The organism is Serratia sp. Je.1.23.a, assembly GCF_051129805.1.
In the GTDB taxonomy this organism is placed as follows: Bacteria; Pseudomonadota; Gammaproteobacteria; order Enterobacterales; family Enterobacteriaceae; genus Serratia; species Serratia liquefaciens.
Map to the genome: position 1 here is coordinate 22,980 of NZ_JBCPSR010000010.1, position 24,340 is coordinate 47,319.

The window sequence follows — 24,340 nt, forward strand, 5'->3', positions numbered from 1 at the left end:
CCTTTTATATTAAAATGTTAGTGTTTATTCACTAACCTAATTGCTCTAGAGAGAACTGTCAGCGGGTTCGAGTCATTAGGGCAGCTGCTGCTCCAGCATTTGTCCTGTTTTACTGGTGGCCTGCAACCTGCCCTGCAATGAAGCCTTAAATGGCCCATCGCTGTTCAACAAACCTTTCAACTGTAATTGCAGATTACCGTCGCCTTCCAGCGGCACCGCTTGCCATCCCCATTGTTGTAGCGTATTCAGCGGTACCGAACGCCCATTCAGCGACAGCGTAAAAGGCTTGCCCGGCAGCTGCTCGACGGTGGCTTTGGCATCCAACAACCCCTGCGGCATAAAGGCGCTGAGCTCGGTGACGTTGATCTGCCCGTCATTGGCGTTCAGCGCCAGCGATGGTCGGCGCACGTCAATCTTGTTGAAGGTAGCTTCACTGCCGTTCAAATTCAGCGTGCCGGACCAGATGCCCCACTGGTGGTCGCGCGCCAGCAGCAGGTTGCTGCCATAACCGTCCAGTGCCGTGATTTGGAAAGGGAAGGCTGGGTTGATATCGATGATCAGGTTACGGTTGGTGGTCAGTTTATTGACATACACCTCCGCCAGCCAGTTCGGCAGCGGTTGTAACCACAATGCGCGCCAGTCTATAGGCAACGTATATTCCAACGCAGCGACCGCGACCTCATCCAGCTGCAGGCGGTTGTTGGCACGCAGCCAGTTGCCCGAGGTGCGCAATAACCCACCTTCCCAGCGGGTGGTGAACTGCTGAATGGCGATGCCGGCCGGCGAGAGTCGCATATTCATGATCGGATCAATCAGATGGAAACTGCCATTGATCAGGTCGCTGGCGTTAAAGTTCAGCGAACCGTCCTGGCTGCTCCAGTCGCCCTGTTGGAAGGTGACATTTTGCAGTGACAGGTCGAGATCGTTAAATGCCCACTCCTTGCCTTCCAGCCGTGCATCTATCAGATCAAAACGTTTGAGCGTGACGGGGGGCAGAGCGGTAAAACGTTGCCAGAATTGTTCCAGTGTCAGCGGTGTCTGCATGCGCACGCCGCTGAGTCTCAGTCGCTCTACCTGCCAACTGCCGTCGGTGGCGCGAGTGGCTACGCCGGTCAAATCCCCCTGCGCCAGGTCGGCGCCGAAATTGCTAAGCAGCAGCTGATTTTGTTTCAGCTCGCCCTGAACCAGCACCTGAGAGGCCGGGATGCCATTGAGCGTCATCGAGCCAGCGCTGAACTGGAACTGATTGTTATCACCCAGCGGATGGCCGGCTTTGGGTTGCCATGGCGTGATGCCGGCGTTGACCTGCTGCGCGTTGAGCTGCCAGGTTTCATCGTTGGATTGCAGCGCCATATTGCTCAGTTGCAGCACGTCGGCCTGTATTGGCATTGCTGCGTCCTGCTGCTGCAGATTCAGCGTGCCGTCACGCAGCGTGACGCTATGGAAATGACGAGGTTCGGTAATTTGGCGCAGGCTGAGGCCGAGGTCCAGACGTTTGGCAACCAGTGATTGAGGCTGATTTTTTTTGGCCAACTGAACGTCTTCCAGGCTGATTTGGCCCGGCTGGTTCCATGAGTGCGAGATTGCCGCCACCGACAGGCGGTAGTCGCTGTTATCGCTGACCCAGCGGCTGACCCAGCCCGCGGCCCAGCGGGTTTGCCCTATGACGTACAACAGTGCAACGGCCAGCACGACCAGCAGCAGCAACGTCAGCAACAGTTTTCCGATAAATTTCATCGTCTACATCCGCGTCGGTCAAAAAAGATACCCTGTTTATGCCGCAATTGGCCGGGCATCTCAAGTGCAATGGTCTGATAGGCAATAAAAAACGGCCGCAAGCGGCCGTTTGTCACAAGGCAGTTCGATGGATTATTGTTTCTCGTGTTCCTGCGGGAACAGCAGGTTCAGCGCGATGGCAGTGATGCCACCGGCAGCAATGCCTGAGGAGAGCAATGTTTTCAGCCAGTCCGGTGCGAACTGCAAGATCAATGGTTGCTGGGAAACGCCCATCCCCACGGCCAACGACAGCGCCATGATCATGATTGCACGGCGGTTCAGACGCTCTCGCGACACGATGCGCACACCGGATGCGGCGATGGTGCCGAACATCACCAGGGTGGCGCCGCCCAATACCGGCTCAGGAATGTGCTGCACGAAGCCGGCCACCGCCGGGAACAGCCCCAGCGCGATCAGCATCAGTGCCACCACGAAGCCGACGTAGCGGCTGGCGACGCCGGTCAGTTGGATCACGCCATTGTTTTGACCGAAGCAGGAGTTAGGGAAGGTATTAAAAACCGCCGACAGCATGGAGTTCAGGCCGTTGGCCAGTACGCCGCCCTTAAGGCGCTTCATATACAGTGGGCCACTGACAGGTTGTTCCGACACGTCAGAGGTCGCGGTGATATCGCCGATAGTTTCCAGCGAGGTGACCATAAAGATAAGCATCAGCGGCAGCAGCAGATTCCAGTCAAAACCCAGACCGTAATACAGCGGGGTCGGGATGATGATCGCCGCCGTCTCGGGGGTGGGCTGGCTTTCTGGCAGCATGCCCATGGCCCAGGCCAGCAGATAACCCACCGCCATGGCAATCACCAGTGAGGCGACGCGCAGGTAGGGATTGCGCTGACGGTTAAGCAGGATAATGACCAGTAATACCGCGCCGGCCAGCAGCAGATTTTTGGGGGCGCCGAAGGTACCTCCGTTCATCGCAGCATAGCCGCCGCCGATGGAAGTCAAACCGACCTGAATCAGAGACAAACCGATAATCATCACCACAATGCCGGAGACCAGCGGGGTGATGATGCGCCGTGCCAAGTGCAACACGCGTGACAGCAGGATCTCGGTGCAGGAGGCGACCATCAGCGTACCGAACAGCGCAGCCATCATGGTGGGAACGTCCGCGCCGCCATTTTTCAGCGCCAGCCCGCCCATGATCAGCGGCGAAACAAAGTTAAAGCTGGTGCCCTGAATAGACAGCAAGCCCGAGCCGACGGGTCCCCAGGTTTTGATTTGTAAAATCGAGGCCAGGCCGGAGGCGAACAGCGACATGCTGATAATGTGCTGAGTGTCCTGCGCCGGCAGACCCAGTGCCTGACAAATCAACAGGGCCGGTGTGATCACGGCAACGAACATCGCCAGCAGGTGCTGACCGGCGGCGAACAGCGTTTGCGGCAGCGGCGGGCGATCTTCCAGGCGATAAATCAGTTCACTGTTGCGGGGAGTGGCGGATGCTTTTTGCGCAGCATCGAGCTCGGCGGATGGCTGGGTCATGGTGTGGCATTTCCAGAAACGGCAAAGCAGGCATTTTAATGATTTGGCCCATAAAAGCAAACGGTTGCGCGTTAATGCTTTGTTAGCAGTATCGTCACTTATGTCGCATTTTCGTTCATTTTTTCTTGTGTTATCAGCGTTTTTTACTTCTAATCCTGCACTCATCAAGTTTTAAAAACTAAGCGGTTTTCTCTAACTTATTATTTATTAATTGGATCTTTTCCCTTACATGGAGTAACTGGATGTTTCATCTTGATACTTATGGCACGTTAGTCGCAGCAACATTGGTTCTGCTCCTTGGGGGCAAATGCGTCACCAGCATCCCCCTGTTGAGGAAATACACCATTCCCGCTCCTGTCGCCGGTGGTTTACTGGTGGCACTCCTGTTGTTAGCCCTGAAAAAGTTCGTTAACTGGGAAATCAGCTTCGATATGTCGCTGAAAGACCCGTTAATGTTGGCCTTCTTCGCCACCATCGGTTTGAACGCCAACCTGTCGCGGTTGCGCGCGGGTGGCAAGGCATTAATGGTATTCCTGTTTGTGGTGCTGGGCCTGCTGCTGGTGCAGAACGCTATCGGCATCGGCATGGCGAAAATGCTGGGTCTGGACCCGTTGATGGGCCTGATCGCCGGCTCGATTACCCTGTCCGGCGGTCATGGTACCGGGGCGGCCTGGAGCAAGCTGTTTATCGAACGCTACGGCTTTGAAAACGCCACGGAAGTGGCGATGGCCTGTGCTACCTTCGGTCTGGTTCTGGGTGGCCTGATCGGCGGTCCGGTGGCGCGTTACCTGGTGAAGCACTCTTCCACCCCGGAAGGCTCGCCGGATGACAGCGTCCAGCCAAGCGGTTTTGAAAAACCGGAGAGCGGCCGTTTGATCACCTCGCTGATCATGATTGAAACCATCGCGATGATCGCCATCTGCCTGAGCCTGGGGCAGTTTATCTCCGGCTTGCTGAGCGGTACGGTATTTGAATTACCCAACTTTGTTTGCGTGCTGTTCGTTGGGGTGATCCTCAGCAACACCCTGGCCTTCACCGGGTTCTATACCGTGTTTGAGCGTGCGGTGTCGGTGCTGGGCAACGTTAGCCTGTCGCTGTTCCTGGCGATGGCGTTGATGAGCCTGCGTTTGTGGGAGCTGGCTTCTCTGGCGCTGCCAATGCTGGCGATCCTGGCCGTACAGACGCTGGTGATGGCGCTGTACGCAATCTTCGTTACTTATCGGGTGATGGGTAAAAATTACGATGCAGCGGTGTTGGCTGCGGGCCACTGCGGTTTCGGCATGGGAGCCACGCCTACGGCGATCGCCAACATGCAGGCGATTACCGATCGCTTCGGTCCATCGCACCTGGCGTTTCTGGTGGTGCCTATGGTCGGGGCGTTCTTTATCGATATCGCCAACGCGATTGTGATTAAGCTGTATCTGCTGTTGCCGGTGTTTCCGGCGATTGGCTGATTAACCGGTCGTAATAACGAAAAAGGCGCCTATCTGGCGCCTTTTCTCTGCCTGAAAATCAGGCATTGGAGTAACGTGCTTTCTCCGGTAGCCAGCGTTCAATCAGGGCTCTGGCATGCTCCGGGTACTGCTGGTGAATATGGCGGGCGACGCGTTGTACTTCCGGGATCATCGCCTGATCGCGCAGCAAATCCGCCACTTTGAACTCAGCACTGCCGGTTTGGCGCGTGCCCAACAGTTCACCGGGACCGCGGATTTCCAGATCGCGTTGGGCAATAACGAAACCGTCATTACTGTCGCGCAGCACCTGCAGGCGCTTTTGCGCCGTTTTGCTCAACGGGGTTTTGTACAACAACACGCAGTGAGATGCTACGGCGCCGCGACCTACGCGACCCCGCAACTGGTGCAGTTGCGCCAGCCCCAGTCGCTCCGGGTTTTCGATAATCATCAGGCTGGCGTTGGGCACGTCGACCCCCACCTCGATCACCGTCGTCGCCACCAACAGCTGCAGCTCACCCTGTTTAAAGGCCTGCATTACCGCCTGCTTCTCTTGTGCTTTCATGCGACCGTGCACCAGCGCCACTTTTAGCTCCGGGAGTGCGATTTTCAATTCTTCCCAGGTGGCTTCGGCTGCCTGGGCTTCCAGCAGTTCGGATTCTTCGATCAGGGTACAAACCCAGTACGCCTGGCGACCTTCTTCCATACAGGCGCTTTTCACCCGCTGAATAATATCGGCGCGCCGGGTGTCTGGAATGGCAACGGTAGTGACGGGCGTTCTGCCCGGTGGCAGTTCATCGATCACCGAAGTGTCGAGATCGGCATAGGCGGTCATTGCCAGCGTGCGTGGGATTGGCGTGGCGGTCATGATCAACTGATGGGCATGGAAGCCTTGTTCTTCGCCTTTCTCCCACAGTGCCAGCCGCTGGTGTACGCCAAAACGGTGCTGTTCATCGATGATCACCAGCGCCAGACCGGAAAATTGCACCTGTTCCTGGAAGATGGCGTGGGTACCGACCACCATGGAGACCTGCCCGCTGGCAATTGCCTCTTGCTGTGCGATACGTGCCTTGCCTTTTTGCTTACCAGCTAGCCAGCCAACTTCTAACCCCAGCGGCTCAAACCACTGACGGAAGTTATTGGCGTGCTGTTCGGCCAGCAGTTCCGTCGGGGCCATTAACGCCACCTGCTTGCCGTGAGCGATAGCGCGCAGTGCTGCCAGCGCGGCCACCAGCGTTTTGCCGGAACCGACGTCTCCTTGCACCAGGCGCATCATCGGGAAGCCTTTTTGCATATCGGCTTCGATATCGGCCACTACGCGATCTTGCGCGCCGGTGGGGGCAAAGGGCAACTGGGCGAGGAATTGCTTTTTAAGCCGGTCGTCGGGCATTAACGGCAGGGCCTGATAGCTCTGCGCACCGGCTCGTACCGCCAGCATGCTGAGGTTATGCGCCAACAGCTCTTCCAGGATCAGGCGTTTTTGCGCCGGATGCTTGCCCTGTTCCAAATCCGCCAATTGGATATCCGGTGGCGGGCGGTGCAGGGTATGCAGCGCCTGTGGCAGGCTCATCAGACCGCCGCTCAGTTCCGGCGGCAGCAGTTCGGCAATAGCGCAGGTATCCAGCAACTCCAGCGCCTGATCGGTCAGTTTGCGCAGCGTGGCCTGGCGTATGCCTTCGGTGGTGGGATAAACCGGTGTCAATGACTCTTGCAGCTCAACTTCGCTGCTTTCCCCTTGAATGCGATATTCAGGGTGAATAATTTCGGCGCCGTGGTTACCGCGTTTGACTTCACCGTAGGCGGTCACGCGACGGCCGGTGGCCAGGCTGTTTTTCATCGCGGCGTTGAAATTGAAGAAACGCAGGGTGAGCAGGCCGGTACCGTCGCTGATCTGGCAGGTTAGCATCCGCCGGCGTCCAAAACTGATGTCGGTACGCAGCACTTCGCCTTCCACCGTGGCAAAAATGCCAGGCTGCAGATCGTTTATCGGGTAGAGGCGGGTGCGGTCTTCATAGCGCAGCGGCAGGTGCAGCAGCAGATCTTGAATGGTTTCCAGGCCAATCTTGGCCAGTTTGCCCGCCTGGCTGGCGCCAACCCCGGAAAGCGTAGTGAGTGGGACAGCATCCAGCAGACGGCCTTTCATTTGCGTACCGTCGCCTGCATGGCCGCCCACCATTCGGCATCGGCGACCACCTGGCCCTGTTGATCGATATGAGGGCGCGGCAGCTTTTTACGCTTGGCCACGTTGGCCAGCACCGGGTAGCCGCCTTCAAACAGCAGACGTTGTTGTTCTTCTGCGTCGAGCATACTGTGCTCACGGCGATACAGGCCGGCATTTTGCCGCTGGCGTTGCGCTTCGTACAGGATCAAGGCTGAGGCAACCGACACGTTGAGTGACTGTACCATACCGATCATCGGAATAATGATGTCCTGATCGGCAAGCGCCAGCGCTTCTTCGGTAATGCCGGTTTTTTCCTGGCCCAGCAGGACGCAGGTAGGGCGAGTGTAATCCACTTCGCGAAAGTCTACCGCCCGGGCGGAAAGGTTAGTCGCCAGGATCTGCATGCCCTGGCCTTTCAGATGAGTGACGGCGTCGCCGATAGTGCGATGGGTTTGAACATTGACCCAGCTGTTGCTGCCGGCGGCGGAGGAAACCAGGGTTCGCATGCGTGTAGTTGGCCACACGGCATGCACCTGATGCACGCCGACAGCGTCGGCGGTGCGGATAATGGCGGAGACGTTATGCGGTTTGTGAACCTGTTCCAGGCAGACGGTTAAATCCGGCTGCCGGGTGGCCAGCATTTCACAAATCCGCGCATAGCGTTCAGGGCTCATAAGCGCTAATTTCGGTTACGGTTAACTTTGATAACATCCGGCATGATACGGATTTTACGCATAATATTTGCCAGATGGATGCGATCGCGGGTGGTCAAGCGGATAAAGGCGCTATAAACCCGGCCGTCTTTCTCTTCGGTATTCAGGCTTTGAATATTGGACTCAGCCGCATTGATGGCTGCCGTCAGGTTGGCCAGCGCCCCCTGATGGTTAAACATGTCCACTTTGATCTCGGCAATGAATTCCTGCTCGATGTCTTTATCCCACTCTACCGCCATGAACTTTTCAGGCTCTTTCTGGTAGCCGCGGATATTGCGACAGGATTCATGGTGGATCACCAGGCCTTTACCTGGGCTGACGTGGGCGATAATCGGGTCACCCGGAATAGGTCGGCAGCATTTGGCAAAGGTGATCAGCACGCCGTCTGCGCCCTTGATCGCCAGATTACGAACGCCGGAAGAGGTGCCCAGATTGGACTGATCGCCCTGCAGGTTTTTCGCGACCACGACGCTCATGGCATTACCCAGGCCGATTTCAGCCAGCAGATCGTCCAGCGTCGCCAGCTTCATGCGATCCAACTCGTGTTGGATATTTTCCGGCGGGATCTCGGCCAGTTTGCGACTGCCGCCCAACGCATGGTTTAACAAACGGCGGCCGAGGCCAACCGAATCATCGCGCTTGAGGTTTTTCAACATCTGGCGAATTTTAGCGCGCGCTTTGGAACTGACGACAAAGTTCAGCCAGGCGGCGTTTGGTCGTGCGCCCGGAGCGGTGATGATTTCGACCGTCTGGCCGCTGGTCAGTGACTGCGACAGCGGGTATGGCTGACGATCAACCCGTGCGCCAACGCAGGCGTGGCCTATATCGGTATGCACCGCGTAGGCGAAATCGACCGGGGTGGCGCCCGCAGGCAATTCAACGATGCGGCCTTCCGGGGTGAAAACGTAAATCTCATCCGGGAACAGATCGGATTTGACGCTCTCAATAAATTCAAACGAGCTACCGGCGCTCTGTTGCAGCTCCAGCAGGCTCTGCATCCAGCGCTGGGCTCGGATTTGCGCGGTGGTGCCGGTTTCACCCTGTTCTTTTTCTTTATAAGCCCAGTGCGCGGCGACCCCCATTTCGGCCATCTGATCCATATCTTCGGTACGGATCTGCACCTCTACCGGAACGCCATGCGGGCCGATAAGTGAAGTGTGCAGCGATTGATAGCCGTTGGCCTTGGGAATGGCGATATAGTCTTTGACCCTGCCAGGGCGCGGTTTATACAGGCTGTGAGCCTGACCCAGCACGCGGTAGCAGGTATCCACCTCTTTCACGATCACCCGGAACGCATAGATATCCATAATCGAATGGAAGCGCTGTTCTTTCAGGTGCATCTTGAGGTAGATGGAATACAGATGTTTTTCTCGCCCGCTGACGCGGCAGGGGATGCCGGCTTCGGTCAATCGCCCCTCGATTTCGGCGAGAATCTTCTGGATCATCTCTTTACGATTACCGCGTGCGGCTTTCACCACTTCTTTGATTACGCGATAACGGTTCGGATACAACGCCTCGAAACCCAGCTCTTCCAGCTCGGTTTTCAGGTGGTGAATACCCAGACGATGGGCCAGTGGGCTGTAGATTTCCAGGGTTTCACGCGCAATACGCCGCCGTTTGTCGGGGCGCAGCGAACCTAAGGTACGCATGTTGTGCGTGCGGTCGGCCAGTTTGATCAACACGACGCGGATATCCTGCACCATCGCCATGATCATCTTGCGGAAGTTTTCCGCCTGGGCTTCTTTTTTGTCCTGGAATTTCAGTTTGTCGAGCTTGGATACGCCCTCAACCAATTCGGCGACGCTTTTGCCGAACAGCTGTTCCATATCCTGATAGGTGGCTGGGGTGTCTTCGATGACGTCATGCAGCAGGGCTGCCATCAGCGTCTCATGATCGAGACGCATTTCCGCCAGAATACAGGCCACAGCAACCGGGTGAGTAATGTAGGGCTCACCGCTGGAGCGTGTCTGTCCCTCGTGAGCATCACGTGCAACGAGGTATGCCTGTTTGAGGCGCTTAATCTGCTCCTCAGGCAGGTAACGTTGAATCAGCAGATTCAGGCTTTCAAACAGGTACAAGGCAGGCTCGCAGTCTAATTAATTAACGACGACCTTCAGCAATCGCGGTAACCGCTTGAATTTCTGCGGCTTCCTGCTCTTGCTGCTCCTGACGATCGCGAACATCGAGGATCTGGCTGGTGATCAGGCCTTCTTCGATTTCGCGCAGTGCGATAACGGTGTACTTGTCGTTTTCTTCCGGAACAAGTGCATCTTTACCGCCAGTCTGGATTTGACGTGCCCGACGAGCAGCGACCAACACCAGGTCAAAACGGTTACCAATTTTCTCTACAGCGTCTTGAACAGTTACGCGTGCCATATTTGTGCTACTCCACAGGTGACGAAAAGACTGGGCATAATACTGAAACTGTCTTCAGTCTGCCAATAGTTTGCTGATTAAAGCGTCATGCCGCAGTAATTGGCGGCCTAAACGCAGGCGTTCGGCGCGAATTATGGTTTTCAGATCGGACAGGGCCAGATCGAAATCATCGTTCACGATTAAATAATCATACTCCGCGTAGTGCGTCATTTCCGCCACGGCTTGCGCCATGCGTTTGGCGATCACTTCATCAGAGTCTTGTCCGCGTCCACGAAGGCGACGGCCAAGTTCTTCCTTCGACGGCGGCAAAATAAAGATGCTGCGCGCCTGGGGCATTTTGGCACGAATTTGTTGCGCGCCCTGCCAGTCGATATCCAGGAAAACGTCTACCCCGGTCGACAGCACCTGCTCAATGGCAGCGCGTGAGGTACCGTAATAGTTGCCGAACACTTCGGCGTGCTCAAGAAACGCATCCTGCTCAATCATTCGGCAGAATTCTTCTTTTGAGACGAAGAAATAATGATCGCCATGCTGTTCACCCGGGCGGCTGTCGCGCGTGGTGTGCGAAACCGAAACCTGCGTGTCGTACAGCGGTTGCGTCTTTAACAAAGCCTGAATCAGACTTGATTTCCCTGCGCCACTAGGGGCAGAGACAATATAAAGCGTGCCTTGAGCCATGATGATATTCGTTGATATGCCAATAACAGCGGATGTGTATTTTCTCCGCACAGTATACACGGCTAACGTGCCGGATGCAGCGTTAGCTCGCATTTTGCCCGCCGCTTTATGCTGAAAAAACCTCAAACAGGGTGGTTTGCGCAGCGTATCGCCAAATTTTGACGGTTTTCTGCAATGCCGGCAGGCGTTAATCGAACCGCTGCGCAGAACGCCTCATGGGCCATTGTCTTGCTTTCCTCTTCCGGCTTTACTGCCGGTTATCAGGGAGGTGAAAGATGCGCAAAAGTGTCATGAGAATAGGGATGATGCTGCTGGTCGGTTTGCTGTGCAGTGAGACTGTTCGGGCGCAAGCCTGTCCGGCGTGGCGCCCGGTGCGGATGCAACTGGAGATAACCGCCTTAAAAAACCAGCTTGAACGCTGGGACGTAGCTTATTACCAGCAGGGCAGCAGTTTAATTGAAGATGAAGTCTACGACAGCCTGCGCGAAAAGCTGCGGTTATGGCAGCGTTGCGCCGGGGTAGCGCCGGAGGAGGGGGCTGGCCCGCTTTTACCCGAAGGCAAGGTGCCGCACCCGGTGGCGCATACCGGGTTGCGGAAATTGCCGGATCTTGCCGCCGTCGACCAATGGTTAAAGGGGCGTAGTGATGTCTGGGTTCAACCCAAAGTGGACGGTGTCGCCATCACGCTGGTTTATCACGACGGAAAACTGACGTCGGCGATCAGCCGAGGGAACGGACTGAAAGGCGAGAACTGGCTGGAAAAAGTGCGGACTATTCCTGCGGTGCCGGTCAGTATTAAGGGGCCCCGCCAACGTTGATTCTGCAGGGCGAGCTGTTTCTGATGGTGAACGGTCATCAACAAAAGGTCAGCGGCGGCATCAACGCCCGTGCCAAGGTCGCCGGTGCGCTGATGAAAAATAAACCCTCGCTGCTACTCCAACAGATTGGGCTGTTTGTCTGGGCCTGGCCCAACGGTCCGCAGGAGATGGCGCAGCGTTTACGCCAGCTTGCTGAAATGGGTTTTCCTCTTGCCCTGACTTTTTCGCAGCCGGTGAACTCCTCGGCGGAGGTGCAACAATGGCGAGAGCATTGGCATAAAACTGCTTTGCCTTTCGTCACTGATGGTGTGGTGATCCATCAGGCACACTCACCCCAGGGGCTCTACTGGCAAGCCAGGCCCGGTGATTGGGCCGTTGCCTGGAAGTATCCGCCCGCGCAGCAGGTGGCGCGAGTAAATGGCATTGATTTCAATATTGGCCGCACCGGAAAAATCGCCGTGGTACTGCGGCTTGACCTCGTCAGGATGGACGATAAATGGGTAACGCGGGTTAACCTCGGCTCGCTATCACGTTGGCGAAAATGGGCGGTTGTGCCCGGCGATCAGGTTGCAATCAGCCTGATGGGACACGGCATTGCACATCTCAATAACGTGGTCTGGCGCGTAACGGACCGGTCGCTGCCCAGTGCGCCGTCTGCTGAACGTTACCACGCGTTGAGTTGTTTCAGTTGGCGACCGGATTGCCGTCAGCAGTTTCTTGCCCGACTGGTGTGGTTGAGCGGCCCGCAGGGGTTAAGTTTGCGCGGCGTTAGTGAATCCACCTGGCAGACGCTGATCGATCAGGGGTTAGTTAGGAATTTGCTGGATTGGCTGTTGCTGACGCCGGAACAACTGATGGCCGCGCCCGGCATCGGCGGTAAGCGAGGGCAAAGCATTCACCGGCAATTTCAGCAGGCGCGACAACAACCGTTCGCGCGTTGGCTGCTCGCTTTAGGTATACCGCTCTCCCCGCAGCAAACGATGGCGCTGACAAACTGGCATCAGGTCCAGCAAATGTCCCCCGTGGCGTGGCGGAAAATCGTCGGTATTGGTGCAAAAAGGGCACAACAGATTGCCGATTTTCTCCAGCACCAGCCAGTCTTGGCGCTGGCCAGCACCCTGGGCTCACAAGGGATTGTGGGTTTTGCCAGCGCGCCTTGATGTGATGTTCCTCTTGGAGTCCATCAACAACGGGATTGCCTATGCTGTTAAGGTGCCCTTATTAATGATCCGGATGCTGATAGTTAAACACCGGCAGACCCAGCCGAAAGCGCAGAGCAATCAGTCGGGCGCTGAGGCCGGCCACCAAAGTGATGATCACCACCATATTATGTGGCAGGCTGAAGTGTTGCAGACCGATGTACAGCCAGGCGGCGGCGAAGGAGATACCGGCGTAGATTTCTTTCTGGAATACCAAGGGAATGCGGTTGCAGAGCATATCGCGCAGAACGCCGCCGAATACGCCGGTGATCACCGCGGCAATCGCGGCAATGATGGCACCGTGGCCCATGTCCAGCGCGACCTGTGCGCCGATGATTGAAAATACAATCAGCCCAACGGCGTCCAACACCAGAAACAGACGACGCAGGTGGCGCATCAAGGGGGCCAGCCAGGTGGTGACGATCGCGGCAATGGCAACAATAACGATATATTCAGGATGTTTGACCCACCCCAGGGGGAAATGCCCGAGCAACATGTCGCGTACCGAACCGCCACCGATTGCTGTGGCAGAGGCAATAATAATGACGCCAAACATGTCCATTTGGCGGCGGCCGGCAGCCAGTGCGCCAGTCATGGCTTCGGCAGTAATACCGATGATATAAAGAATGCTCAATAACATAAGATATTCACAGGGTAGGCGGGAATGAGAGTCATGGTGGCAGGGTAATGGCCGCGAGGACATAGCACCACTGAGTTTTTCTAACCGATGGCAATTCGGATTACTTTAGTTAATCCATTTTTTGTTTTATTTGCTTATCCATTGCCTTTTTGAACCTTATTCGTTTCAAGAATGGATTAGATATTTCGCATTGGTTTCTATTGCTGACTATGCTTTTTGCATGCGATCCCGAGACCGCTTGGCGGTGAGGGATCTCTGGCTGATGATGGTGTTTACTGAGGAACATGAAGATAAATGAAAGCAACTTCCCTGCTGGCGGCGGCTGCCGCTGTGACCATCCTGTTGAGCGGTTGCGTTGCGCCGGTTCAGAACGCTGGGCCGCAAAAATCGGCGACCTGCCAGGTTGGCGATCCTATGGTCCAAACTACGCTTTATTTTGGCCTTAATCGCCCTGCGGGGCCGGCGATCGGTGCTGCCGAATGGCAGAATTTTGTCGATCGGCAAGTGACGCCGCGTTTTAAAGATGGGTTATCGGTATTTGATGCCAAAGGACAGTGGTTGGGTAATGACGGCAAGCTGGCGCGCGAAAACAGCAAAGCGCTGATGCTGATTCATGCGCCGGGCAAGGAAAGTGAAACCCATATTGAGGCATTACGCAGCAGCTATAAACAACAGTTTGCACAGGATTCCGTGATGCGGGTTGATGCGCCCGTGTGCGTCGCGTTTTGATAAGCTCCCGGCCCGCAGGCCGGGATAGTGTTTACAGTACCAGTCCGGCGATGGCTGCCGAAAGCAGGCTGACCAGCGTGGAACCATAGACCAGCTTCAAACCAAAACGAGAAACCACGTTACCTTGTCGCTCGTTAAGCCCTTTGATTGCCCCGGCGACGATGCCGATAGAGGCAAAGTTGGCGAAAGACACCAGAAATACCGACAGAATGCCCAGGCCGCGCGGTGACAGCTCCGTAGCGATTTTCTTCAGTTCGATCATGGCCACAAACTCATTGGCCACCAGTTTGGTCGCCATAATGCTGCCCGCTCGTAGCGCATCCGGTGCCGGGATACCGATCAGCCAGGCCAGTGGATAGAATACATAGCCCAGGATTTGCTGGAAGCTGATGCCGAACACGGCGGAGAACAGAGCGTTTACCGCTGAAATCAGCGCAATAAAGCCAATCAGCATGGCGGCGATAATCATCGCGATTTTGAAGCCCGCCAGGATGTACTCGCCCAGCATTTCAAAGAAGCTCTGGTCTTCATGCAGCTTGCTCAGTTTCAGTTCGGGTTCATCGTCCAACTGATAAGGGTTGATGATCGACAATATGATAAAGGTGCTGAACATATTGAGGATCAGCGCGGCTACCACGTATTGCGCATCGATCATCGACATGTAGGCACCGACGATGGACATGGATACCGTCGACATGGCGGTGGCTGCCATGGTGTACATGCGACGCGGCGAGATATCGCCGATGATGCCCTTGTAGGCGATAAAGTTTTCAGACTGGCCGAGCACCAGCGTGCTGACGGCGTTGAAAGATTCCAGTTTGCCCATGCCGTTAACCTTGGACAGCAGGGTGCCGACCAGACGGATAATCAGCGGCAGAATGCGGAAATGCTGCAAAATACCGATCAGCGCGGAAATAAAGATAATCGGGCATAACACGCCCAGGAAGATAAACGCCAGCCCATCCTTACTCATGCCACCAAACACAAAGTCGGAACCCTGTGCGGCGTAGGTCAGCAGCGTTTCAAAGAAACCGGCAACGTGCTTGATGACGCTCAGGCCGCTTTCTGAATGCAGGAAGAAATAGGCGAGTGCGCCTTCAATGACTAAAAGCTGAATAATATAACGCAGGCGGATTTTCTTGCGGTCATTACTGACCAGTAGTGCCAGGGCGATGATCACCACCAGGGCAAAAATAAATTGCAGAATTTGCGGCATAAAGAGTCCGTACGGCTTAACGGGCAGGAAAAAACACATTTAGCCACAGCTCTCCCGGCCTTTCATTACATTACGTGATAATTAGAACAAAATACTTTCGGTAAGCCGGGTAAGTTGCCGATTGTCATCCTCTCTTACTTATCGGCAGTTTTTCATAAATAAATTCAACGCGAATTTCACGGCGAGAGTCGCTTGTGACCCGGTTTTTTACGGCTGTACTATACTTCAGCCTTTGCGATGGCTTATAAATCGCAGGGTTATTTTTGGCTTCACGACACATCGCGACATCCGGTTCTATAACGGAGGCTTTATGGCCTTTTTGCTGAGGAGAACTGTATGAACCAGATTTCAGGCAAGGTTGTGATTATTACCGGCGCCAGTAGCGGATTGGGCGAGGCGACAGCTCGCCATCTCGCCGCTCGGGGCGCAACGTTGGTATTGGCAGCGCGTCGCAAAACGCGTCTTGATGCATTGGCGAATGAAATCATCGCGGCCGGGGGTAAAGCGCTCGCGGTAGCGGTAGACGTCACTCGCCGTAACGACGTGGAGGCAATGGTCGATGCCGCAATAACGGAATTTGGGCGCGTTGATGTGTTGGTGAACAACGCAGGGTTAATGGCGATAGCCCCGCTGAGCGCCACCCGGGTCGACGAATGGGAACGGATGATCGATATCAACCTCAAAGGTGTGCTGTATGGTATTGCCGCTGTGCTACCGGTGTTCGAGCAACAGCAGAGCGGTCACTTTATCAATGTCGCCTCCGTCGCCGGTCTGAAGGTGCTTAGCCCGGGCGGCGCCGTTTACAGCGGCACCAAGTTTGCGGTACGTGCTATTTCCGAAGGCTTGCGTTATGAGGTGGGGGCACATATTCGCACCACCATTATCTGTCCGGGAGCCGTGGATTCCGAACTGAAGCTTGGCACCTCGGACCGGGAAAGCGTGAAGTTCGTTGAGGAGTTTTATCAACAGGCCATCCCGGCGGATTCCGTAGCGCGTGCCATCGCTTATGCCATCGAGCAACCGGCGGAGGTGGATATCAACGAAATTGTTTTGCGGCCAACCCAAGAGCTGTATTAAGCCGCATACCACCGTCGCGCCTTTTCAGGTGCGGTCTTCTGCACCATAAAAAAAGCCCGCAGGTGCGGGCTTAAGCGAATGAAGCAATGTATTACTCGATGTTCTGGATCTGTTCGCGCATCTGCTCGATCAACACTTTCAGCTCGATGGCTGAAGTGGTCACTTCGGCATTGATGGACTTGGATGCCAGCGTGTTGGATTCGCGGTTGAACTCCTGCATCATAAAGTCGAGGCGACGGCCCACGGCTTCTTTCTTCTTCAGGATGTTGTGCGTTTCTTTTACGTGAGCTTCCAGGCGATCCAGCTCTTCGGCAACGTCAATACGCTGCGCCATCAGCACCAGCTCCTGCTCCAGGCGGGTGTTTTCCAGCTGCACCTGGGCTTCTTCCAGTTTGCTGACCAGACGCTCACGCTGCCATTGCAGAATGTTGGGCATTTGGGTGCGAACCTTGATTACTTCAGCGCTCACGCCTTCCAGACGCTGTTCGATCAGCGCTTTCAGTGCGGTGCCTTCGCTTTCGCGAGCCACAATGAAGTCATCCAGTGCACCATCCAGCGTTTGCATCAGCTGTGCGCTGATGGCGTCCAGATCCTGCTCTTGAGCAGACATCACGCCAGGCCAACGCAGGACGTCGATAGGATCGATTTCCCCTTCGTCGCTCTGCATTTTTACCCAGTTGGCGGCTTCAACCAGCTGCTTGGCCAGTTTTTCGTTCAGGATCATCGAGCTTTGCGCGCTCGGATCCAGCTCAAAGCGCAGGTTGCACTCCACTTTGCCGCGGGTCAAACGACCACGAATGCGTTCGCGGATCACCGGTTCCAGGCTGCGGAATTGTTCCGGCAGACGGATGTAGGTTTCCAGATAGCGTTGGTTAACGGAACGCAGCTCCCAAGCTGCGCTGCCCCATTCACCCTTGATTTCTCGCCGAGCGTAGGCTGTCATGCTGCGGATCATTGATGCGTACCCGTAATAGGAAAAGATGGAGCGATTATAGCGTTGGACCTTCGGGCAGGATAGGCATTACGTCACGAAGCCCGTATAATGCGCAGCCAATCGTTGATAAGAAGCCGGAGAGAGCCCATGCGTCCTGCAGGCAGAGCACCACAACAAGTTCGCCCACTGACACTGACCCGTCATTATACCAAACACGCAGAAGGCTCAGTGCTGGTTGAGTTTGGCGATACCAAAGTTTTGTGCACCGCCACGGTAGAAGAGGGTGTGCCGCGCTTCCTGAAAGGTCAGGGCCAGGGTTGGATCACCGCTGAGTACGGCATGTTGCCGCGTTCCACCCACAGCCGTAACGCCCGCGAGGCCGCAAAAGGCAAGCAGGGTGGCCGTACGCTGGAGATTCAGCGCCTGATCGCCCGTTCGCTCCGTGCAGCGGTAGATCTGAAAAAACTCGGTGAGTTCACCATCACTCTCGACTGTGACGTATTGCAGGCCGATGGCGGTACCCGTACCGCGTCCATTTCCGGCGCCTGCGTTGCGCTGGCCGATGCGTTAAATGCGCTGGTAGCCAACGGAAAACTGAAAGCCAACCCGATGAAAGGGCTGGTGGCGGCGGTTTCCGTCGGTATCGTTAACGGCGAAGCGCTGTGCGATTTGGAGTACGTTGAAGACTCTGCAGCAGAAACCGACATGAACGTGGTGATGATGGAAGATGGCCGTATGATCGAGGTGCAGGGCACCGCCGAGGGCGAGCCGTTCAGCCATGATGAACTGTTGGCGCTATTGGCGCTGGCCCGAGGGGGCATCGATACCATCTTCCAGGCGCAGAAAGCGGCGCTGGCAGACTAATTTTTTAAGGCGACTCAAGAGTCGCCTTTTTTACGCCCGGCGATCGGGCGGCAGTATTAACAGATCTAACCGACCAGACGAGGAGAAGCAGTAATGAAAGCCTATCAGCGCCAGTTTATCGAGTTCGCGCTTAACAAGCAGGTATTGAAATTCGGCGAGTTCACCCTGAAATCCGGCCGCACCAGCCCGTATTTCTTTAATGCCGGCCTGTTTAATACCGGGCGTGATCTTGCGCTACTCGGGCGTTTCTACGCTGAAGCTCTGATGGATTCCGGTATCGAGTTCGATCTGCTGTTTGGTCCTGCTTACAAAGGTATCCCGATTGCCACCACCACGGCGGTGGCTTTGGCAGAGCACCATGAGCGCGACGTGCCTTACTGCTTTAACCGTAAGGAAGCCAAGACCCACGGCGAAGGCGGCACGCTGGTAGGCAGCCCGCTACAGGGCCGCGTGATGCTGGTGGATGATGTGATCACTGCCGGTACGGCTATCCGTGAATCCATGGAAATCATCGGTGCCAGCGGCGCAACGTTGGCCGGCGTGCTGATTTCACTCGATCGTCAGGAACGAGGTCGTGCGGATATTTCGGCCATTCAAGAAGTTGAGCGTGACTATCACTGTAAGGTGATTTCCATCGTGACGCTGAAGGATTTGATTGTTTATCTCGAGGAAAAGCCAGAAATGGCGGATCACCTGGCGGCGGTGCGCGCCTATCGTGAGCAGTACGGGGTCTAACTCAGTATCTACGTTACCGGGCGCGTAAAATGCGCCCGGTAACGGGTTTATTGCAGCTGTGCCGCCAGCAGTGGCCAGCGGCCATCGAACTCTTGGGTTGGGCGATAGCGGAATTCAGATCGCACGTAGCGCGACAGCATCCCCTCGCAGAACGCCAGCAACTGGCTTGCCAGCAGCGTTTCGTCCACGATAAAGCCTTTGCCTTCCCGCAGTTTGCGTTCCTTCAGTACCTGACGCAATTGCGCTTCAATGCGTTCAAACAGCTGGTTGATTCGGCCTTGCAGGCGATCCTGTTCAAACATCAGCGCATGGCCGGTCATGATTCGCGTCAGGCCAGGGTTGCGTTCGGCGAACCCCAATACCAGCAGCAAAATCAGGCGCAGACGGTTAAAGGTCTCTTTTTCATCTTGCAAAATCAGGTTGATGCGCGTGATCAGGCTGTCTTCAATAAACTCGATCAGGCTGTCGAACATCCGTGTTTTGCTGGGAAAGTGCCGGTACAGTGCAGCTTCGGAGACTCCGACGTTAGCGGCAAGTTTAGCGGTGGTAATACGTTGGCTACCGTCGCTGGACTCCAGCATCTGGGCTAATGCCTGCAGTATTTCCTCGCGCCGATTCCTTTTGATATTTTCTTTTTCTGCCATGTCTGATTAGACCCTTGCTAAAACTGCTTAGACTTTCGGAAACCCGGGCACCGGCCGTTGCAGAGAAAGCTCTGTGCGGCTTATGTGATAGCTTTTTTACGATGCTGGGGTCAGCGGCCTTAACGACCTGTATTCTCCGTGCGCCCTGGTGTGCGCTGTAATCGTAGTCGGCCAAATCTTGCCATGGATCTGTCCTTCTCTCCGGGGTAGCAAGATTTAAGGCGACAATTCCTTGTCGTCGGTCAGGTATCAGGCAGCGCTTAGTGGCGGCCAGAGTGGCCAAAGCCACCGGCACCGCGTTCGCTGCTGTCGAACTCTTCTACCAGATTGAATTCAGCCTGAACTACCGGCACGAACACCATCTGCGCGATACGTTCACCTGGCTCAATAGTGAAGGATTTCTGACCACGGTTCCAGACGGAAACCATCAGCTGGCCCTGATAATCGGAGTCGATCAGGCCGACCAGATTGCCCAGTACCACACCGTGTTTATGGCCCAGACCGGAACGCGGCAGGATCACTGCGGCAAGATCGGTGTCGGCAATATGAATAGCCAGGCCCGTTGGCAGCAGCGTGGTTTCACCCGGCGCCAACTCGACAGCGCTGTCCAGGCAGGCACGTAGATCAAGGCCTGCGGAACCTGGGGTGGCGTAGGTCGGTAAAGGGAAGTCCTTCCCGATACGCGGGTCGAGGATTTTAACGTCGATTTTTTTCATCATAACGGCTGACTATCTCGTCTATTAAACGTTGGCCAAGGAGTGCCTTGTCGCTCAGCGGCAGGCGCTTTTCTCCATTCTGCCAAAAAAGGTGCAAGGCATTGGTGTCACTGTTAAACCCATGCTCTGCAAGCGATACATCGTTAGCGCAAATTAAATCCAGTTTCTTACGCGCCAGTTTTTGTCGCGCGTATTCTTCCACATTCTGGGTTTCGGCAGCAAACCCCACGACAAAAGGCCGATTTTTGGTCATCGCGGCGACGCCGGCAACGATATCGGGGTTTTTTACCATTTTGAGGATGATTTCATCACCCTGTTTTTTTATTTTTTCATCGGAAATCTGTTCGGCGCGGTAATCGGCCACGGCAGCGCAAGATATAAAAATATCCTGTTGGCCGGCACGTTGCTGGACCGCCTGCTCCATTTCCAATGCGCTGTTCACGTCTACCCGAGTGACCCACGGCGGCGTCGACAGGTTGACCGGCCCTGCGATCAGCGTGACCTGTGCACCGCGTGCGGCAGCGGCGCGCGCTATGGCAAAGCCCATTTTACCGGAGCTGTGATTACTGATGAAACGCACTGGATCCAGCGCTTCGCGCGTGGGGCCGGCGGTGAGCATAATCTTTAAATGTTTCAGATCTTGCGGTGCGGAGAAATGGCTGTTCGCCAGTTCGACGATTTCCAGCGGATCAAGCATGCGGCCAGGACCAACGTCGCCACAGGCTTGACTGCCGCTGTCTGGCCCCCAGAGCAGCATACCGCGCGCTTGTAGCGTCTGCAGATTGGCCTGGGTGGCGACGGCGCGGTACATCTGCTGGTTCATGGCGGGTGCGGCAGCGATCGGTGCCGCCGTGGCCAGGCAGACGGTGGTCAGCAGATCGTTGGCCATTCCGGCGGCGACGCGCGCCAGCAGATCGGCGGTAGCCGGCGCCAGAATCACCAGGTCCGCCCATTTGCCGAGCTCAATATGACCCATGGCCGCTTCGGCGGCGGGATCCAGCAGATCGTCCGATACCGGGTAGCCGGAAACGGCCTGCAGCGTCAGCGGCGTGATAAAGGCTTTCGCCGCGCTGGTCATTATCACACGCACTTCCGCGCCTCTGTCACGCAGGCGGCGTACCAGTTCTGGGCATTTGTATGCGGCGATGCCGCCACTGATGCCAAGCACAATATGTTTGCCGGAAAGTCCCGTCATCATGATTGTCCGATTGAATCCGAAAGATGTGGCATTTTAGCATAACCGCCCGACAGGTGAGTGATTCCGCTATGCCTGCAACGAGTTACATTGTGCTTTGCGCAGCACTTCGCAATGTTATCAAACACCTGTCGTTGGTCGCGTCACTGCGTGGCATGCTGTGGCGTTTTCGGGAGGGTGTTAATGAGCAGTCAGGTAATCACCCTGTGGCCGGGTACGTTGGCGCCACGGGAAAAATTGTTGCGTTACGGGGCCTCGGCATTGTCCGATGCGGAACTGCTGGCCATTTTCCTGCGCACCGGCTTTCCCGGCGTGCATGTTATGCAGTTGGCGGAGCAGTTATTGGAGCAGTTTGGTTCGCTGTATCACCTGATGTCGGCGGAACATTCGGTTTTTTGCAGTCACAAGGGGCTGGGTAATTCCAGTTATGCCCAACTGCAGGCGATTTCGGAGCTGGCGTTCCGCTTCTTTTCCAGCCATCTGGCCCAGGAAAATGCCATGCTCAATCCGAAGATGACCCAGCATTATCTGCAAAGTTTGTTGGCTCACCATGAGCGAGAAGTGTTTTTGGTATTGTTTTTAGACAATCAGCACCGTGTTATTCGCCATCAGGAGATGTTTGCTGGTACCATCAGCAGCGTCGTCGTATACCCGAGAGAAATTGTGCGCGAAGCGTTGAAGGCTAATGCGGCCGCCATTATTCTGGCGCATAATCATCCTTCGGGTAAGGCTGAACCCAGCCACGCCGACCGTTTGATAACTGAGCAAGTGGTTAATGCCTGCCTGTTATTGGAGATCCGAGTGCTCGATCATTTGGTTATAGGTCGGGGTGAATGCGTCTCTTTTGCCGAACGCGGATGGCTTTAAGCGATTTTTTCGCGATCCTTATGGGATCTTTAGCTGTTCGGGACTTGAGCACTTACGCTTCAGAGCGTATACTACGCCACCTTTGAGAATCTTGGGTTTGGCGCAAGAGCCTATCTCAGCAGGTTTCTAACCTGATGTGTGGTTTCTGACCTGATGACGAGAGTCTCCTCAGTATGAAGTTTGCTGAGATGGGCTCTAAAAGCCTGACGAGGCGGCCATACCCTATACGAAGCTCGAGCTGATTTGATTTTTGGAGAATAGACATGTCCCGAGTCTGCCAAGTTACTGGCAAGCGCCCGGTGAGCGGTAACAACCGTTCCCACGCAATGAACGCGACCAAACGCCGTTTTCTGCCGAACCTGCACTCACACCGTTTTTGGGTTGAGGCTGAGAAGCGCTTTGTAACTCTGCGTGTATCTGCTAAAGGTATGCGTGTTATCGATAAGAAGGGTATTGAGACGGTCTTGGCCGATCTGCGTGCCCGTGGTGAGAAGTATTAAGGAACTGAATCATGGCTAAAGGTGTTCGCGAGAAGATCAAGCTGGTTTCTTCTGCTGGTACTGGTCACTTCTATACCACCACGAAGAACAAGCGTACTAAGCCGGAAAAATTGGAACTGAAGAAATTCGATCCAGTTGTCCGTCAACACGTACTGTACAAAGAAGCTAAAATTAAATAATTTTAGTGGATTAATAAAAACCCGGCCTCGGCCGGGTTTTTTGTTTTATAAAGGTAGGAAATCAACGGGAGAGCGCCAGATGCCTGAATTACCAGAAGTTGAAACCAGCCGACGCGGGATTGAACCTTATCTTGTCGGTCACAGCATTCAATATGCGGTGGTGCGTAATGCCCGCCTGCGCTGGCCGGTTTCCGAGCAAATTCTGGCGCTGAGCGACCAACCGGTGCGCAGCGTGCAACGCCGTGCCAAGTATCTGCTGATTGAACTGGACCACGGTTGGATTATTGTTCACCTGGGCATGTCCGGCAGCCTGCGCATGCTGGCTGAGGAAACCGAGGCCGGCAAGCACGACCACGTCGATCTGGTGATCAGCAATGGCATGACCCTGCGCTATACCGATCCCCGCCGTTTTGGCGCCTGGTTATGGTGCGAGGATCTGGCGGCCAGCAACGTGCTGGCGCACCTGGGGCCGGAACCGCTAAGCGAAGCCTTTAACGGCGCTTACCTGTACGAAAAGTCACGCAACAAGCGCACGCTGATCAAACCCTGGTTGATGGATAACAAGTTGGTGGTCGGGGTAGGCAACATCTACGCCAGTGAATCGCTGTTTACCGCCGGGATCTTACCAGACCGTCCAGCTGGCTCGCTGAGCAAAGCGGAGGCGGAGTTATTGGCGGAGACCATCAAGGCGGTGTTGCTGCGTTCAATCGAACAAGGGGGCACCACGCTGCGCGATTTCCTGCAGTCAGACGGTAAACCGGGTTATTTCGCGCAGGAGTTGCAGGTGTACGGCCGTGCGGGGGAGCCTTGTCGCGCATGCGGCACGCCGATTGAGTCTGCGAAACACGGGCAGCGCAGCACATTTTTCTGCCGTCGCTGCCAGCGCTGATTAGTGTTCGGCGAGCTTTTCGAACAGTGCCTGAGTGACTACGGCCGGCAGGAAAGGTGAGATATCGCCGCCGTGCCGTGCAACTTCCTTCACCAGGGTGGAGGAGATGAACGACCACTCTTCGGAAGGCATCAGAAACACGCTTTCCAATGTCGGCATTAAATGGCGGTTCATGTTCGCCAACTGCAATTCATATTCAAAATCAGAGACCGCACGCAAGCCGCGTACCAGAATATTGGCATTCTGATGGGCGGCAAAGTGTGCCATCAGTTCACTGAACCCCAGCACTTCCACGTTATCCAGGTGCGACGTCACCTGGCTGGCCAAGGCTACGCGCTCATCCAGCGTGAACAGCGGCTTTTTGCTCGGGCTGGCGGCGATGGCCAGGATGACGTGATCGAACATCAAAGATGCACGAGTCACCAAATCCAGGTGACCGTTAGTCATGGGATCGAAAGTACCGGGATAAATGGCTTTACGGGTCATGAT

At 55.5% G+C, this 24,340-nt stretch carries 23 protein-coding genes and 1 pseudogene; 10 read left to right on the forward strand and 14 right to left on the reverse strand.

The features are described from left to right. Positions 1-75 precede the first annotated feature (75 nt). Positions 76-1,737 (reverse strand): AsmA family protein, encoded by a 1,662-nt coding sequence (locus AAZT04_RS24220; RefSeq protein ID WP_434682101.1) that lies wholly within the window; start codon positions 1,735-1,737, stop codon positions 76-78. A gap of 132 nt (positions 1,738-1,869) precedes the next feature. Next, positions 1,870-3,270 carry a nucleobase:cation symporter-2 family protein gene (locus AAZT04_RS24225; RefSeq protein WP_046374860.1) on the reverse strand — a complete coding sequence of 467 codons (1,401 nt, stop codon included), beginning with the start codon at positions 3,268-3,270 and terminating at the stop codon, positions 1,870-1,872. A 242-nt stretch (positions 3,271-3,512) separates the two neighbouring features. Here AAZT04_RS24225 and gltS point away from each other — a divergent pair, with 242 nt between their 5' ends. Continuing rightward, positions 3,513-4,724 carry a sodium/glutamate symporter gene (gene gltS / locus AAZT04_RS24230; protein WP_020837656.1) on the forward strand — a complete coding sequence of 404 codons (1,212 nt, stop codon included), beginning with the start codon at positions 3,513-3,515 and terminating at the stop codon, positions 4,722-4,724. Between the two features lie 58 nt (positions 4,725-4,782). On the opposite strand, the gene recG is transcribed toward gltS, so the two are convergent. From recG to gmk, 5 genes are read right to left on the reverse strand one after another with little or no spacing between them, the layout of a single operon-like run. Beyond that, positions 4,783-6,864, reverse strand: coding sequence for an ATP-dependent DNA helicase RecG (recG, locus tag AAZT04_RS24235; protein ID WP_261440416.1), 2,082 nt, complete (start codon positions 6,862-6,864; stop codon positions 4,783-4,785). Then, positions 6,861-7,556: a tRNA (guanosine(18)-2'-O)-methyltransferase TrmH gene (gene trmH / locus AAZT04_RS24240; RefSeq protein WP_020837654.1), complete on the reverse strand. Its 696-nt coding sequence runs from the start codon at positions 7,554-7,556 to the stop codon at positions 6,861-6,863. Before trmH ends, recG begins: the two co-directional genes overlap by 4 nt. A gap of 5 nt (positions 7,557-7,561) precedes the next feature. Beyond that, positions 7,562-9,673, reverse strand: a complete 2,112-nt coding sequence (gene spoT / locus AAZT04_RS24245) for a bifunctional GTP diphosphokinase/guanosine-3',5'-bis pyrophosphate 3'-pyrophosphohydrolase (RefSeq protein WP_020837653.1) — start codon at positions 9,671-9,673, stop codon at positions 7,562-7,564. A gap of 22 nt (positions 9,674-9,695) precedes the next feature. Then, the gene (gene rpoZ / locus AAZT04_RS24250) at positions 9,696-9,971 is read right to left on the reverse strand and encodes a DNA-directed RNA polymerase subunit omega (RefSeq protein ID WP_004953385.1); all 276 of its coding nucleotides are present in this window, start codon (positions 9,969-9,971) and stop codon (positions 9,696-9,698) included. Positions 9,972-10,025: 54 nt separating this feature from the next. Next, positions 10,026-10,649 carry a guanylate kinase gene (gmk, locus tag AAZT04_RS24255; protein WP_041415115.1) on the reverse strand — a complete coding sequence of 208 codons (624 nt, stop codon included), beginning with the start codon at positions 10,647-10,649 and terminating at the stop codon, positions 10,026-10,028. 275 nt (positions 10,650-10,924) lie between these two features. On the opposite strand from gmk, the pseudogene ligB reads away from it, so the two are divergent. Continuing rightward, positions 10,925-12,627 (forward strand): annotated as a pseudogene (gene ligB / locus AAZT04_RS24260) (NAD-dependent DNA ligase LigB). A 61-nt stretch (positions 12,628-12,688) separates the two neighbouring features. Here the strand turns inward: ligB and AAZT04_RS24265 are convergent. Beyond that, positions 12,689-13,306, reverse strand: a complete 618-nt coding sequence (locus AAZT04_RS24265) for a trimeric intracellular cation channel family protein (RefSeq protein ID WP_020837649.1) — start codon at positions 13,304-13,306, stop codon at positions 12,689-12,691. A 294-nt stretch (positions 13,307-13,600) separates the two neighbouring features. Here AAZT04_RS24265 and AAZT04_RS24270 point away from each other — a divergent pair, with 294 nt between their 5' ends. After that, positions 13,601-14,035 (forward strand): DUF3574 domain-containing protein, encoded by a 435-nt coding sequence (locus tag AAZT04_RS24270; protein ID WP_149573765.1) that lies wholly within the window; start codon positions 13,601-13,603, stop codon positions 14,033-14,035. A 31-nt stretch (positions 14,036-14,066) separates the two neighbouring features. On the opposite strand, the gene AAZT04_RS24275 is transcribed toward AAZT04_RS24270, so the two are convergent. Next, a complete protein-coding gene (locus AAZT04_RS24275; RefSeq protein WP_020837645.1) occupies positions 14,067-15,251 on the reverse strand; it encodes a NupC/NupG family nucleoside CNT transporter in 1,185 nt (394 codons plus the stop codon). Between the two features lie 336 nt (positions 15,252-15,587). Here AAZT04_RS24275 and AAZT04_RS24280 point away from each other — a divergent pair, with 336 nt between their 5' ends. Further along, a complete protein-coding gene (locus tag AAZT04_RS24280) occupies positions 15,588-16,328 on the forward strand; it encodes an SDR family oxidoreductase (RefSeq protein ID WP_048762415.1) in 741 nt (246 codons plus the stop codon). A gap of 91 nt (positions 16,329-16,419) precedes the next feature. Here the strand turns inward: AAZT04_RS24280 and AAZT04_RS24285 are convergent, their stop codons facing one another. Continuing rightward, the gene (locus tag AAZT04_RS24285) at positions 16,420-17,283 is read right to left on the reverse strand and encodes a YicC/YloC family endoribonuclease (RefSeq protein ID WP_434682107.1); all 864 of its coding nucleotides are present in this window, start codon (positions 17,281-17,283) and stop codon (positions 16,420-16,422) included. Positions 17,284-17,409: 126 nt separating this feature from the next. Between AAZT04_RS24285 and rph the strand changes: the two genes are divergently transcribed. Beyond that, positions 17,410-18,126: a ribonuclease PH gene (rph, locus tag AAZT04_RS24290; protein ID WP_012147518.1), complete on the forward strand. Its 717-nt coding sequence runs from the start codon at positions 17,410-17,412 to the stop codon at positions 18,124-18,126. Positions 18,127-18,219: 93 nt separating this feature from the next. Further along, positions 18,220-18,861: an orotate phosphoribosyltransferase gene (gene pyrE / locus AAZT04_RS24295; RefSeq protein WP_020837639.1), complete on the forward strand. Its 642-nt coding sequence runs from the start codon at positions 18,220-18,222 to the stop codon at positions 18,859-18,861. Between the two features lie 47 nt (positions 18,862-18,908). Here pyrE and slmA read toward each other — a convergent pair whose 3' ends face one another. The 3 genes from slmA to coaBC form a co-directional block, all read right to left on the reverse strand. Beyond that, positions 18,909-19,505, reverse strand: a complete 597-nt coding sequence (gene slmA / locus AAZT04_RS24300) for a nucleoid occlusion factor SlmA (RefSeq protein WP_020837638.1) — start codon at positions 19,503-19,505, stop codon at positions 18,909-18,911. Between the two features lie 260 nt (positions 19,506-19,765). Further along, the gene (dut, locus tag AAZT04_RS24305) at positions 19,766-20,224 is read right to left on the reverse strand and encodes a dUTP diphosphatase (RefSeq protein WP_046374864.1); all 459 of its coding nucleotides are present in this window, start codon (positions 20,222-20,224) and stop codon (positions 19,766-19,768) included. Next, the gene (gene coaBC, locus AAZT04_RS24310) at positions 20,202-21,419 is read right to left on the reverse strand and encodes a bifunctional phosphopantothenoylcysteine decarboxylase/phosphopantothenate--cysteine ligase CoaBC (RefSeq protein WP_165366462.1); all 1,218 of its coding nucleotides are present in this window, start codon (positions 21,417-21,419) and stop codon (positions 20,202-20,204) included. Before coaBC ends, dut begins: the two co-directional genes overlap by 23 nt. A gap of 180 nt (positions 21,420-21,599) precedes the next feature. Between coaBC and radC the strand changes: the two genes are divergently transcribed. From radC to mutM, 4 genes are all read left to right on the forward strand, one after another. Further along, positions 21,600-22,283 (forward strand): RadC family protein, encoded by a 684-nt coding sequence (gene radC, locus AAZT04_RS24315; protein ID WP_129941797.1) that lies wholly within the window; start codon positions 21,600-21,602, stop codon positions 22,281-22,283. Between the two features lie 263 nt (positions 22,284-22,546). After that, positions 22,547-22,783: a 50S ribosomal protein L28 gene (gene rpmB / locus AAZT04_RS24320; protein ID WP_004931195.1), complete on the forward strand. Its 237-nt coding sequence runs from the start codon at positions 22,547-22,549 to the stop codon at positions 22,781-22,783. Between the two features lie 11 nt (positions 22,784-22,794). Then, positions 22,795-22,962, forward strand: a complete 168-nt coding sequence (gene rpmG / locus AAZT04_RS24325) for a 50S ribosomal protein L33 (protein WP_002208990.1) — start codon at positions 22,795-22,797, stop codon at positions 22,960-22,962. Between the two features lie 79 nt (positions 22,963-23,041). Then, positions 23,042-23,851 (forward strand): bifunctional DNA-formamidopyrimidine glycosylase/DNA-(apurinic or apyrimidinic site) lyase, encoded by an 810-nt coding sequence (gene mutM / locus AAZT04_RS24330; RefSeq protein ID WP_044554887.1) that lies wholly within the window; start codon positions 23,042-23,044, stop codon positions 23,849-23,851. On the opposite strand, the gene coaD is transcribed toward mutM, so the two are convergent. Next, positions 23,852-24,337: a pantetheine-phosphate adenylyltransferase gene (coaD, locus tag AAZT04_RS24335; protein ID WP_020837609.1), complete on the reverse strand. Its 486-nt coding sequence runs from the start codon at positions 24,335-24,337 to the stop codon at positions 23,852-23,854. Positions 24,338-24,340 lie beyond the last annotated feature (3 nt).